Source organism: Nocardia sp. CA-129566 (genome assembly GCF_050956075.1).
Lineage (GTDB): Bacteria > Actinomycetota > Actinomycetes > Mycobacteriales > Mycobacteriaceae > Nocardia.
In genome coordinates, this window is sequence record NZ_CP192085.1 from 8,792,407 (window position 1) to 8,805,519 (window position 13,113).

The 13,113-nt window shown below is 66.7% G+C and carries 13 protein-coding genes; 5 read left to right on the forward strand and 8 right to left on the reverse strand.

What is annotated here, in order from left to right; translation table 11 throughout:
• Positions 1-321: 321 nt before the first annotated feature.
• The gene (locus ACQP0C_RS39085) at positions 322-1,515 is read left to right on the forward strand and encodes an acyl-CoA dehydrogenase family protein (RefSeq protein ID WP_433728470.1); all 1,194 of its coding nucleotides are present in this window, start codon (positions 322-324) and stop codon (positions 1,513-1,515) included.
• A 20-nt stretch (positions 1,516-1,535) separates the two neighbouring features.
• Positions 1,536-2,642, forward strand: a complete 1,107-nt coding sequence (locus ACQP0C_RS39090; protein WP_433728472.1) for an acyl-CoA dehydrogenase family protein — start codon at positions 1,536-1,538, stop codon at positions 2,640-2,642.
• Positions 2,643-2,907: 265 nt separating this feature from the next.
• On the opposite strand, the gene ACQP0C_RS39095 is transcribed toward ACQP0C_RS39090, so the two are convergent.
• A complete protein-coding gene (locus ACQP0C_RS39095; protein ID WP_433728475.1) occupies positions 2,908-4,089 on the reverse strand; it encodes an FAD-dependent oxidoreductase in 1,182 nt (393 codons plus the stop codon).
• Between the two features lie 100 nt (positions 4,090-4,189).
• On the opposite strand from ACQP0C_RS39095, the gene ACQP0C_RS39100 reads away from it, so the two are divergent.
• Entirely contained in the window at positions 4,190-4,774 is a 585-nt protein-coding gene (locus ACQP0C_RS39100) for a TetR/AcrR family transcriptional regulator (RefSeq protein WP_433728477.1), read from the forward strand.
• On the opposite strand, the gene ACQP0C_RS39105 is transcribed toward ACQP0C_RS39100, so the two are convergent.
• The 6 genes from ACQP0C_RS39105 to ACQP0C_RS39130 all read right to left on the reverse strand — a co-directional run bounded on the left by ACQP0C_RS39105 (position 4,771) and on the right by ACQP0C_RS39130 (position 10,782).
• Positions 4,771-5,538 (reverse strand): SDR family NAD(P)-dependent oxidoreductase, encoded by a 768-nt coding sequence (locus ACQP0C_RS39105; RefSeq protein WP_433728480.1) that lies wholly within the window; start codon positions 5,536-5,538, stop codon positions 4,771-4,773. The two genes, ACQP0C_RS39100 and ACQP0C_RS39105, sit on opposite strands and share 4 nt — an antisense overlap.
• Entirely contained in the window at positions 5,535-6,509 is a 975-nt protein-coding gene (locus ACQP0C_RS39110) for a hypothetical protein (protein WP_433728482.1), read from the reverse strand. Before ACQP0C_RS39110 ends, ACQP0C_RS39105 begins: the two co-directional genes overlap by 4 nt.
• 192 nt (positions 6,510-6,701) lie before the next feature.
• Entirely contained in the window at positions 6,702-7,493 is a 792-nt protein-coding gene (locus ACQP0C_RS39115) for an alpha/beta fold hydrolase (RefSeq protein WP_433728484.1), read from the reverse strand.
• A gap of 70 nt (positions 7,494-7,563) precedes the next feature.
• A complete protein-coding gene (locus ACQP0C_RS39120; protein ID WP_433728486.1) occupies positions 7,564-8,697 on the reverse strand; it encodes a cytochrome P450 in 1,134 nt (377 codons plus the stop codon).
• A gap of 46 nt (positions 8,698-8,743) precedes the next feature.
• Positions 8,744-9,643 carry an SMP-30/gluconolactonase/LRE family protein gene (locus ACQP0C_RS39125; protein ID WP_433728488.1) on the reverse strand — a complete coding sequence of 300 codons (900 nt, stop codon included), beginning with the start codon at positions 9,641-9,643 and terminating at the stop codon, positions 8,744-8,746.
• Positions 9,637-10,782 carry a cytochrome P450 gene (locus tag ACQP0C_RS39130; RefSeq protein ID WP_433728490.1) on the reverse strand — a complete coding sequence of 382 codons (1,146 nt, stop codon included), beginning with the start codon at positions 10,780-10,782 and terminating at the stop codon, positions 9,637-9,639. Before ACQP0C_RS39130 ends, ACQP0C_RS39125 begins: the two co-directional genes overlap by 7 nt.
• 89 nt (positions 10,783-10,871) lie before the next feature.
• Here ACQP0C_RS39130 and ACQP0C_RS39135 point away from each other — a divergent pair, with 89 nt between their 5' ends.
• Together ACQP0C_RS39135 and ACQP0C_RS39140 are read left to right on the forward strand one after the other, a co-directional pair.
• Positions 10,872-11,462: a TetR/AcrR family transcriptional regulator gene (locus ACQP0C_RS39135; protein WP_433728492.1), complete on the forward strand. Its 591-nt coding sequence runs from the start codon at positions 10,872-10,874 to the stop codon at positions 11,460-11,462.
• 6 nt (positions 11,463-11,468) lie between these two features.
• Positions 11,469-12,221, forward strand: a complete 753-nt coding sequence (locus ACQP0C_RS39140) for a helix-turn-helix domain-containing protein (protein WP_433728495.1) — start codon at positions 11,469-11,471, stop codon at positions 12,219-12,221.
• 29 nt (positions 12,222-12,250) lie between these two features.
• On the opposite strand, the gene ACQP0C_RS39145 is transcribed toward ACQP0C_RS39140, so the two are convergent.
• Positions 12,251-13,072, reverse strand: a complete 822-nt coding sequence (locus ACQP0C_RS39145; RefSeq protein WP_433734784.1) for an acyl-CoA thioesterase domain-containing protein — start codon at positions 13,070-13,072, stop codon at positions 12,251-12,253.
• Positions 13,073-13,113: the final 41 nt, after the last annotated feature.

A 13,113-nucleotide genomic window follows, 5' to 3' on the forward strand; every position in this document is an offset into this window, starting at 1 on the left:
TCTGATGTCGTGCGTCGTCATCGACCACATTCGCTCGCAATACTGGAACATGTTTCAGTTCATATGCAATGATCGGTTATCCGACATCGAACGAAGGCTGCGCTATACCCACCCCGCCGACTCCGCAAGCTCCGTCGGCTGACCACCCCCATCCGCTATACCCACCCGCCGACTCCGCAAGCTCCGTCGGCTGACCACCCCATCCGCTATACCCACCCCGCCGACTCCACAAGCTCCGTCGGCTGACCACCCCCATCCGCTATACCCACCCCGCCGACTCCACAAGCTCCGTCGGCTGACCACCCCCCAAGAGGTACTGCCATGCGCATTGCGTACACGCCGCAGCAGGAACAGCTCCGTGCGGAGCTGCGCGACTATTTCGCGCGGCTGATCACCCCGGAGCGCCGAGCCGCGCTGAGCGCGACCACCGGCGAGTACGGGCACGGCAACGTCTACCGCGAGGTGGTCCAGGAAATGGGCCGCGACGGCTGGCTCACCCTGGCCTGGCCCAAGGAGTTCGGCGGGCAGGATCGCCCGACCATGGACCAGCTGATCTTCACCGATGAGGCGGCCATCGCGGGCGCGCCGGTGCCTTTCCTGACCATCAATTCGGTGGCGCCGACGATCATGCATTACGGCAGCGAGGAGCAGAAGAAGTTCTTCCTGCCCAAGATCGCCGCGGGCGAACTGCACTTCTCCATCGGCTATTCCGAGCCGGGCGCGGGCACCGACCTGGCCAGCCTGCGCACCACGGCGGTGCGCGACGGCGACGACTACGTGATCAACGGCCAGAAGATGTGGACCAGCCTGATCGCCTACGCCGACTATGTCTGGCTGGCGGTGCGCACCGATCCGAATGCCAAGAAGCACAAGGGCATCAGCATGCTCATCGTGCCGACCACGGCCGAGGGCTTCTCCTGGACTCCGGTGCACACCATGGCCGGACCGGACACCAGCGCCACCTATTACCAGGACGTCCGGGTTCCCACCAGCTCGCTGGTCGGCCAGGAGAACGGCGGCTGGGCGCTGATCACCAATCAGCTCAACCACGAACGTGTCGCGCTGACCTCCGCCGGTCCGCTCACCGTCGCGCTGAACCAGACCACCGAATGGGCCCGCAATACCAAGGCCGGTGATGGCTCCCGGGTGATCGACCAGGAATGGGTGCGGCTCAATCTGGCCAGGGTGCAGGCCAAGGTCGAGTACCTGAAGCTGCTGAACTGGGAGATCGCCAGCCGGGCCGATGCGGGCGGCGATGCCGCGCCGCGGCCATGGGACGCCTCGACCTGCAAGGTCTACGGCACCGAACTGGCCACCGAGGCCTACCGCCTGCTGATGGAAATCCTGGGACCGCAGGCATATCTGCGCCAGGACTCCCCCGGCGCGGAACTGCGCGGACGCTTGGAGCGGTTCCACCGCGCGGCGCTGATCCTGACCTTCGGCGGCGGCACCAACGAGGTCCAGCGCGACATCATCGCCATGACCGCACTCGAGCAACCCGCCGCGGCGCGCTGAGCAGAAAGCACGTAGACACCATGGATTTCACACCCACCGAAGCTCAGCTCGACCTGACCCGCCTGACCGCCGAGGTCTGCGCCAAATTGGTCACCGCCGACCGGATCCGCGAACTCGACGCCGAGGGCCGCTTCGACGAGCCGCTGTGGCAGTCCCTCGCCGAGACCGGCGTGCTGGCCGCCGCACTGCCCGAAGCGGTGGGCGGCGGCGACTTCGGCGCACTCGAGCAGAGCGCCGTGCTGCGCGAACTCGGCAGGCACGTCGCGGCGGTGCCGTACCTGTGGTCGATCGTGGTCGGCGCGGGCACGCTCGCACAGTTCGGCTCCGACGCCCAGCAGGATTGGGCACGCCGGGCGGCCGATGGCAGCATCATCCTCACCGCCGGGCTGGCCGAGGAACACAATTGGGAGCCGACCAAACCGACCACGGTGGCGCACGAGGCCGATGGCGGCTGGCGGCTCACCGGCGCCAAGACCACGGTGCCCTACGCCGACCGCGCGGCCCGCATCCTGATCCCCGCCACCGTTTCCGGAACTCCGGCCCTGTTCCTGGTGAATCCCGCCGACACGACGGTCAAGGTGACCGCCCAGCGCGTGGTGGACTTCAGCGCCGAGTTCGGCGTCGAATTCCACGACACCCCGGCCGAATTGGTCGCCACGGTGGCCTCCGGCGCGGAGATCCTGGACTGGATCCTGACCCGCGCCTGGCTCGGACTGAGCGCTCAGCAATTGGGCACGCTGGAACGCGCACTCGAGCTGGTCGCCGAATACGCCCGCGAGCGTGAACAATTCGGCAAGGCGGTGGGCAGCTTCCAGGCCGTCGCCCAGCGCCTCGCCGACGCCTACATCGACGTCCAGGGCCTGCGGCTGGCGGTCACCCAGGCCGCCTGGCGGGTCTCGGAGGATCTGGCCAGCGCCGAAGCGGTGCACACCGCCAAATTCTGGGCCGCCGATGCCGGACATCGGGTGGCGCACACCGTGGTCCACGTGCACGGCGGCGTCGGCATCGACCGCGACCACATCGTGCACAACTACTTCACCGCCGCCAAGCACAATGAATTCGCGCTCGGCGCGGCCACCGACCACCTGCGAGCCATCGGCTCACTCCTCGCGGAAACCCCTGCCTGACCCATCCGCTGGCGACTGCTTGCAGATCGCTCGAAAGGGTCGGCATCCGCCCCTGAATCGGCCCGCCGGACCTGCCACCGGCGGGCCGATCGCTGTGCCGAAGTCACTCGTGGACAACGCATCGTCGGACGGCTGCGCGGAACCTCGGACGGCCGAGACAGCGAAGGTACGAGCACGGACGAGATCATGGATCTGCTCCGTGGTGAGTAGTCCAACTCCTGAATGACGAACGCCTCCGCTGGCGGGCAGAGGCGTTCGGTGTCGGTCAGCGGGTGGCGAGTTCGGCCAGTTGGTAGGCGAGTTTGGTGCGGATGGTGGGGATGCTGGTCAACAGCGATATTGCGGTGTTGCGGGCCAGGCGGGCCGGCAGGGGGCGCAGGGTGGCCATCTTGGTCATGCGGTCGGTGAAGGCGACGACGCCGAGAGCTACTGGGCGGCGGGTGGTTTCGTAGGTGTCCAGTACGGTGTCGGGCTCGCCGTTGATGACTCGGGCCAACAAGGGGCCGAGGAAGGCGGCGTCCTGGATGCCGGTGTTCATGCCCTGTCCGCCCGCCGGGCTGTGCACATGGGCGGCGTCGCCTGCGAGCAGCACGCGGCCCGCGCCGTAGTGGTCGGCCACCCGGTGGTGGACCCGGAAGCGCGAACTCCACTGCACCTCGCGGACCTGCACGGTGCCGCCGGGGCCGCGAGTGTCCAGGATGGTCTGGATGTCCTCGACGGTCGGGTGTTCGGGGGCCTCAGCGACCGTGGCGACGACACGGTAGCGGTTCGGCTCGGTGCCATCGGGCAGTGGCGCGACCACCGTCACGCCCTCGGGTGAAAGGTGCAGCGCCACTTCGTTGCGCGCGATCGGCCAGTCCATCCGGACATCGGCGAGCACGAAGGATTCCGGGTAGCTCGCGCCGGTGAAGCCGATGCCCGCCTGCTCCCGGACGACGCTGTGCATACCGTCGGCACCGACCACATAGTCCGCGCGAATACGGCCGCTCGCGCCGGTGTCATCGGTGTATTCGACTGTGACGCCATCGTTTTCGTCGGCGACGCGAGTGATCTCGTAGGGTCGGCGCACCTCGCCGCCCGCCTTGCGCAGTCGCTCGAGCAGGACCGCCTCGGTGATGTCCTGCGGAGCCATCAGCGTGTACGGGTACTCGGTGGGCAGTCCGTCGAACCGGACGGTGGCCAGGGTGCGGCCATGGTCGCGCACCGTGAAGGTCGGCACCACGATGCCGCGAGAGACGAGTTCATCGGCGATGCCGAGTTCCTGGAGCACCTCCAGCGTCCTGGCGTGCACGACGGCGGCGCGGGAGGTATTTGCGCCCTCGGCGAGCCGGTCCAGCAGAACGAAGTCGATTCCGGCGTCGGCGAGGGTGATCGCGGTGGTCAATCCGGCCGGACCGGCCCCGACGATGACGACTGAAGTGGTCTCCGGCAGCGGGGTGGTGTTCATCGGAACTCCTAAGTCAACATCTGTAGGCCAACGCTTGTTGGCATAACCGTAGCCCTGTTCGACTAGGAAAGTCAACAGTTGTTGGCCTACACTTGTTGGCATGAGTATCGACGCTGATCAACCGCCTGCGCGCCGCTCGGACGCGACCCGTGCGACCATCCTGGAAGCCGCCCGCGCCCGCTTCGCCGCGGAGGGGTTCCGCAAGGCGACCATCCGCGCCATCGCCGCCGACGCCGCCATCGATCCGTCGATGGTGATGCGCTACTTCGGCAGCAAGGACGGACTGTTCGCCGCGGCTGTCGATGTGCGCCTCGAGCTGCCGGATCTGGCGTCGGCCGAGCCGAGCGGCCTCGGCGAGTTGCTGGTTCGCCGATTCCTGGCGATCTGGGAGGACCAGCCCGATAACAAGGTGCTGGTGATTCTGCTGCGCTCATCGATCACCGATGAGACCGTGAGCGAACGCTTTCGGCAGATCTTCACCGAACAGGTGCTCCCCGCGGTGCTGCGCTTCGGCGATCCGGCCGACGCGCAGCGCCGCGGGGGATTGATCGTCACCCAGATGCTCGGGCTCGCACTGTGCCGCTACGTGCTCGAACTGCCGCCGGTGGTCGGCCTGACCCGCGATCAGATCATCGCCGACATCGCACCGACCCTCCAGCGTTATCTGACTTCCTCGCCCACTTAGATGTGCGCGCCGCCGTCGACGTGAATCGTTGTGCCCGTGATGAATTCGCCGTCATCGGAGGCGACCATGGCGACCACGCCCGCGACCATCTCCGGTGCACCCAGCAGCGGGCCGATGGCCGGAGCCATCTTGCTCAGCAGGCCCGGGTCGATATCCGGCGGCACGTCCAACAGGCTGTAGGTCATGGCCGTCTCGATACCGCCGGGCGAGACGCAGACCGCACGCAGATTCCGCTTGCTGTATTCCAATGCCAGCACCCGCGTGAAGGCCTCCAGCCCGCCCTTACTCGCCGCGTACGCCGCCCGATACGGCGCGGCATAGGATGCGGCATTCGAGCTGATATTGACCACCACGCCACGCCCGGAGTCCAGCAGTGCGGGCAAGGCGGTCCTGGTGACCAGGAACGATCCGGTCAGATTGGTGCCGAGGACGGTATTCCACAGCACGGTGTCGGTCTCGTGGGTATGCGACAACCGCACGATCCCGGCCGCATTCACCAGAACGTCCAGACCGCCGATCCCGGCGATCGCGGCGGGCACGGTATGCGTGACGGCCGCCTCATCCGAAATATCCAGCATCGCAACGGTCAGCCGGTCGCCATCGCCCTGATCGAGCGCGATCTGTTCGGTCTTGGTGAGGCCATCGCCGGTCCGGCTCATACCGACCACCGTCGCGCCCTCCGCGAGCAGCCGCAATGCGATCGCCCGGCCGATTCCGGAACCCGCTCCCGTCACCAGCACCCGGCGCTGTTCGAAACGCTTCATACGCTCTGCACATCCCGCTCGCCGAGCAGCACCGCCAATTCCGGCAGCCGGTCGAGATCGGTCGGCTCGGCTACCAATTCCACCGGGAAGGGACGAACCGCGGGTTGCGGCAGGCCCGGCCCGAGGATCAGGCCGCCGCGCACGCCGATGCGATCCATCTCCTGGATCAACGGCTCATACCTGGCCGACAGCAAGTTGTTGTGCAGCACGAAATCTCGGACATCGTCGGCGGTAGTCAGGCTGCGCTGGCGCACCGGCGAGCAGACCGGGAATTTCGGATCGAGGAAGGTCATGCCGTCGACGAACCCGCGCATGAAGTCCGCGGCATGCTGCTGCAGCGGCGAATGGAACGCACCCTTGTACGCATCGAGGACGAACATCTGCCGGGTATCGGACGACGCCTCGATCTCGGCCAGTATCTCCTGCAGCGAGCTGAGATAACCCGACAGCACAAACGACCGGTGCACCTGATCGATCGGCCCGGTATCCACCGCGAGGTGCACACCGGGCCGTCGCTCACCGTAGTAATTCGCCGGATCGTCCTCGATCGGCACGTACATCAGTCCCATCCCATGCGCGGCAACGCCTTCCGGCGATTCCGGTACCAGCCGACGGTGGTGCAGCATGCCGAACAGTTCATATCGCGACACGGCTCCGGCCACACAGGTGCTGATCAGCGCGCCGAGGCTCAAACCACCGGCTGCCTCCGGCTCGAAGCCGCGTGCGGCCAGCTCCTCGGCCAGCCCCAGCGCGAAGGCCGCCTGACGCAGTGCGCCGAGGCTGTGCCGATCCTCCGGTGCGCTCGCCAGCTCTTCGGCCATTTCCCTGGCGCGCAGGCGATCCACCGATAATCCGGTCGCCGCGGCGGCCTCGTCATAGGCGAGCGCGATGGCCGGACACCGCGTGCAGAACTCATCGATGACCTCCGCCGTCAGGCTGACCTGGCCACCGAACAGAAAAGAAACCCTCATTGCATTTCCTACCCACGCCGGGGCCGCACGACGGCGACACCCCCAGTGCGTTTTGTGTGAATCACGTTCGACCGGAACGGAATTGGCGGCGCCGCCATATCGAATACAACAAGTGCGCCGCGCTGTGGGCAAGAGTTTCGCCGGACCAGGCGTTGGTCACCCCATGGCCAGTGGTACCACCGGCCAGTAGTACTACCGGCCGATTCGACCGAGGAATTCCAGCAGCAGCCGGTCGATTTCGTGCGCGTGGGTCAGATTCGGCGTGTGCGCCGCACCCTCGACGGTGTGGAATTCCGCCCGGCCGCCGAGTCCCTGCGCCAATGCGTCCATGGTGTCGTGATCGAAGGCGGGGTCGGCGGCACCGCGAACCAATAATGCCGGGCAGGCGATATCGCCGAGCAGGTCGGTGATGTCATCCACATTGACCAGGCAGTCGGCCGCCGCGACCACGCGTTCGCGATCACCGCTCAGCCATTTCGCCAGCCACGGTTGATGATCGGCCCGGTCGCCGCCGATGACCAGGCCCGCGACCATCTTCGCGATCGCCGCCAACGGCGCGGTCCCGGTCCAGGCATCGGTGACCTGCCGGTAGCCGATGTGCTGTACCTCGCTGTACGCCCGCGCCGAGCAGCCGAGCAGGACCAACCCGTCCACCCGGGGCGGGCACAGCAATGCCATGCGCAGCGCGGTGAATCCACCCTGGCCCGCGCCGCCGACGACCACCCGGTCGATGCCGAGCCGGTCGAGCACCGCCCAGGCGTCGCGGGCCAGATCCCAGAAGCTGAAGGCGCTGTCATCGTGCTCGGTCAGCCCGTGCCCGCGCGCATCGATCGAGATGACACGGTATTTCGGTGCCAGTGCGGCAACCTGGTTCGCGAACATCTCGTGATCCATGAGAAAGGCGTGCCCCAGCACCACCGCTGGCCCCGTCCCTTCGCTGTCGAAGAAGTGGACTTTCGCGCCAGCGGAGGTTACGAAGGGCATAACCGTACTCCTGTCAGCCTGCATCCCCCGAAGGGAGCAGCCTAACAAGATCCGGTTACGCCAACGGTTTTCACCACTTCACGGGCAACTCCTCGACACCGCCGGTGAAGCTGTTGGTGCGCATCGGCACCGCGGCCGGATCGACGGCCAGCCGCATGGTCGGGAAGCGGGTCACCAACTGGGTGAATACGGTGTGCAGTTCGATGCGAGCCAGTGGTGCGCCGATGCAGTGGCGCGCGCCGTATCCGAAGGTCACATGGGAGCCGTCCTTGCGGGTCACATCGACGCGGTCGGGATCGGCGAAGACCGTCGGATCATGGTTGGCCGCGGTCAGATCCAGCAGCACGAGATCGCCCGCGTGCACCGCATTGCCGTCGATCTCCATATCGGTGCGCGCATAGCGGGGCATCTGGGTGGCGTCGGCCACCCGCAACAGTTCCTCGATCGCGGTCGGCACCAGGCCGGGATCGTCGACCAGCGCCTGCCATTGCGTCAGATTCTCCAGCAGCCGTTTGGCGCCGACCCCGATCTGCACCACCGTGGTCTCGTGGCCGCCGAACAACAGTCCGAGACCGAGGGTCGCGATGCCCTGATCGGACAGATCGTCCCTGGCGCACAGATGCGACAGCACATCATCGGCGGGATCGCTGCGTTTGCGCTGCACCAACGCCATGAAGTACTCGAACAGCCCGGCGACCCCCTGCTGCACCTTCGCACCGTCCTGCTGGTCGCCGAGCGCTTCGGTCCAGGCGCGGAACTGATCGCGGTCCGCATAGGGCACACCCAGCAACTCGCAGATGACCAGCAGCGGCAGCGGCAGTGCCACCGCGGTGTGCAGATCCGCGGGTGCGCCCTTGGCGGCCATCTCGTCGAACAACCGCGTGGTCAGCTCTTCCACCCGCGGCCCGAGATCGCGCATCCGCCGCGGCGAGAAGAACGGCACCACCAACTCGCGCAGCCGCGCCTGATCGGCGGGCTCGGTCTCGAAATTGCCGAGCGGACCGCCGAAGAACACCGAATCCGATACCCGCGCCGCGGTTTCCGGCCTCGGATGGGCGCGGCCCAGCCGTGGATCGGCGAATAGCGTCCGGACCTGCGCGTAACTGGTGGCCAGCCAGCCTTCGTCGCCCAGCGCGGTCCGCGTCCGGCGGATGGTGTCGACCGAACCGGTGACCGGACAGCCATGCGTCGATTCCACGGTCATGGCGCACTCCTTACTGTGTCTGAGTTCTCGGGCAGGACAGTCGATTTCAATCGGTCGGACGCACCCGCAGCAGATTTCCGCTCGCGGTGCCGACCAGGAAGTCGCGCTCGGGTGTTACGACGATCGAGGTCATCGGCTCACCGGTCAGGATGGTGCAGATCGAGTGGTCCGCCGGGTTGATACGCACCAGTCGCCCGGAGGTGGCGGCGTCGTAGAGCAGGCCGTCCGGGCCGATGGCCAGATCGTCGGGCAGCGGTGGTGCGCCGGGTCCGGCGGCCAGATCCGCGACGACGGTGGCGTGCGCCGGATCGTCGAGCGGGATGCGCAGGATGCGGCCGTTCGGGCTGAGATACAGCGTGACGTAGAGGGCATTGCCGTCGACCAGAATGCCGTCGGCACCGAAATGCCTTGCCTGGCTCGACCATTCGGTATCGACCTGCCCGTCGGGCCGGATCCGGATGACGCCGGTCGAGGTGTCGGCGACGAAGAGGTTGCCCGCCGCGTCGAAGGCCGCGCCATTGGCCATCCCGAGTCCGGAGACGAAGGTCTCGGCCTCCGGTGTCGCGGCCTCGGGATCGATGCGCACGACCCCGCCGCCGGTCGCACCCGGCACCAGATTGGTGAGGAAGTTGCCGTACGTCACGTAGATCCGTTGGTCCGGACCGAGTTTCACCGCACCGGGATACGGGACGGCCACGGTGGCGCTCACCCGACCCGACGGGTCGTAGCGCACCACCTCATTGCGCCGCACCCGCGAGACCCAGAGGTCGCCGTGCGCGTCATAGGCCAAGCCCTCGGCCCAGTCCTCATCCCGCACGACCGCGGCGGCGGCAATGGTCACCACGGCCGGTGCGCACGACACCGGCTCGGCCATAGCGGAAGTCGGAGCCGCAACACCGACCAGGACAGAGGCGATCGCGGTGCAGATCCGGACCGCGGTCACCATGCGACGGGCAATGCGGTCAGGCCCTTGGTGACCACGTTCTCCCGCACCGGAAGGGTGTCGGGATCGACGGTCAGATGCAGGGTCGGGAAGCGGGATATGAGCTGACCGAAAGCGACCTGCAGTTCAATGCGGGCCAGCGGGGCACCGGTGCAATAGTGCAGGCCATAGCCGAACGCCAGATGCTGACCCTCCGCCCGGGTCACGTCGAGCTGGCGTGCGTTGGTGAAGATCTCCGGATCGTGGTTGGCCGAATCGACATCCAACAGCACCAGATCGCCGGTCCGGACGGTGACGCCGTCGATCTCCATATCGGTGCGCGCATAGCGGGCGAAGGCGGTGGAGTCGTGTACCCGCAGCAGTTCCTCGATCGCGCCCGGTATCAGCTCCGGCCGCTGGACCAGCTTCTGCCACTGTGCCGGATTACGCAGCAATTGCACGGTGCACAGTCCGATTTCGACGACCGTGGTCTCGTGCCCGGCCAGGAGCAACCCCATGGACAGGGTCGCGATGGCATCGTCGGGCAGGTCCGGCACCTCGCACAGCTTCGCGATCACGCCCTCGCCCGGTTCGCGGCGGCGCCGTTCGACCAGCGACTTGCAATAGAGGAACCATTCGGCCCCGGCCTGTCCCGATTTCGCGCCGTCGCTGGTGTCGAACAGCGCCTCGCTCCAGGCACGGAACTGTGCGCGATCCTCGTAGGGCACGCCGAGCAGTTCGCTGATGACCAGCAGGGGCAGCGGTTCGGCGAAGGCCTTGTGCAGGTCGGCGGGCGAGCCCTGTTCGGCCATGTCGTCGAGCAGTTGGGTGGTGAACGCGGCGACCCGCGGGGTCAGTTCGCGCATCCGCTTGGCCGAGAACATCGGATTCAGCAGTCCGCGCATGCGGGCGTTATCGGCGGGCTCGGTCTCGAAGTTGCCGAACGGCCGACCGAAGAACACCGATTCCGATGACCGCGCCGCGGTTTCCGGCGTCGGATGGGAGCGGCCGAGCCGCACGTCGGTGAACAACTCCTTGACCTTGCGATAGCCGGTGACCTTCCAGGCTTGGTCGCCGGTGGCGGTGCGGACCCGGCTGATCGAGGTGGGCGTGGCATCGCCGCCGGTGAAGGGGCAGACGAGTTCCGGCGAATCGGCGGTCATGGCTCACTCCTCGAGCTACACGCTAGCTTGTACAAGTCAACTTAAACATAATCGCTTGTATCATTCCACTTGAACAAGGAGGTGATGTCTTGCCGAAGAACCCGACGCCCGCGCGACGCATGCCGCGCGCCGAGCGACGCGAGCAGATCCTGGCCGCCGCCACCCGCGCCGTGGCCCGAAATGGCTTCAGCGCAACGGGTCTCGATGACATCGCCGCGGAAGCGGGCATTACGCATGTGATCCTGTACCGGCACTTCGCCTCGAAGGCCGATCTGTACGCAGCCGTACTCGAACGGGCCTACACCCGACTCGGCGATGCGGTCGGCACCGAAAATATCGACGGCACCAGCATTTCCGCCTTACTGGCCGCGGCCGCCGCGGATCCGGAGGCCTTTCGCCTGCTGTTCCGCCACGCCGTTCGCGAGCCCGAATTCCGTGATGTCACCGATCTGGTCCGCAGCTACTCGACGCTGCTGGCCCAGCGCTATCTCACCACCGCGATCGCGGACGGACCGTGGCAGGACTGGGCAGCGCAGGTCATCCCCGCCTTCATCCTGGACGCGGTGATCGCCTGGCTCGATGTCGGTCAACCGGATCTCGACGATGCCGCCGCGCGGATCAGTCGTGCGGCGCTGGCGCTGATCGAGGTTGCGCAAAGCGGTGCGACGCAAAAAGATTGAGGTCCTATGGATGAGCTACGGGTGCCGACGCTTGCCGAATTCGTGCGTGCGCGGCGGCTGCGACCGACCGCGGCGAATCCGGGCGGTCTGAGTCGACAGCAACTGGCCGAGGCGATCCATTCCAGCGTCGGCTACCTCGCCAAGATCGAACAGGGTGGGGCGTTCAATCCGAGTCCATCCGTACTCGACGCCCTGGCCCAGGTTTTCGGCCTGGATCCGGACGAGCGCGTGCATCTGTATCACCTTGCACAGCAACGGTTCACCGACTCCGGACCGCAACAGCCCGGCCCGGCGGTCCGCAGGACACTCGATGCCCTGACACCGCATCTGGCCGCCGCACTCGATGACGGCTGGCACGTCATCGACTGCAATGCGGCCTTCGACGAGGCATTTCCCGGCCTGCAGTCGAATGGCAACGTGCTGCGCTGGATGTTCACCGATCCGCGGGCGCGGCTGGTGATCGAGGAATGGGAACGCGAGGCCGATCTGATGGTCGGGCGTTTTCGCGGCTACGCGGGCCGCGCCGGTGAACGAGCCGATGTCCAGGTGCTACTGCGCGAGCTGGGCACCCAGCCCGACTTCCACCGCCTGTGGAACACCGGTCGGGTATACATCGGCCGCCGCGACCCCACCATCCAGCTCCGAAATCGCAAGACCGGCAAGCCGTTCGAAATTCACGTCCAACGATTCCGCACTACACTGCCCGAACCGATCCGGCAGTTGTTCGTCGGGTTGATCGAGGACCACACGGCCGCATAACGGCATCGCGACCTCTTCCGGATCGAAGGTCAGATCCCGACTCGCGCCCGTAGCACGGAATCGTCGGAGAAGTCGACCTGCCGCTCGGCATTCGACAGCGCGGTCACCACACAGGTGCCGAAGGATCCGGATCGATCGAATAATGTCGCACTGCCGACGGCGATTCCGTCCGCGCTGATGTGATTGTCGGCCTCGACGCCGATCTCCAGTCCGACGGGTGTGCGCGCCAGTGCCAACGTCATATCGGTATTGATGAATCCGATCCCGGCACTGCCCCAGTTCGTCATCAGGCTCGTCGACTCACCGATCACCACGGCACCGACGAATCCGGACGGGGTCTCCCCCTCCACTACCGGCATCGGCACCTGCCACATGCGCTTTCGGCTGTCGTTCTGATGCTCGCCCATGCTGGACGACCAGCCGTCGGCGTGTGCGTCGCTGCCCCACAGCGGTACGGTCGGGCCCGTCGCGACCGGCACCGAGGGCGGCTCCGGATCGCGGGCACGGGTCCACAGGCTGCCCGGCGGCTGGTGGGATCGCTTCAGGAATATCGCCGTCGCCCTGGCCATATCCGCGCCGTCCTGCATCAACGCGGCATCGGCGACCAGGATTCGCCGCCCCTCCCGGACCAGCTCGGTCACCACGGTCACCGGCTTATTGAGTGTCGGGCGGAACAGGTCGACGGTCAGCCGGGCCGGTGTGAACCCTTCCGAACAGTGCTGCCGCTCCAGCGCTCTGGCCATGAGACCGCAGATGGCGGGGCCGTTGAGCATCTTCGGCGACCAGGCGCTGGCCGCGAACGGCAACGGCGCGAAGCCATTCGCGGTGGCCTCGAAAAATCCATAGCGCATTGCCAATTCGATCTCCTATCCCAATGCCAGCCGCAAACAAT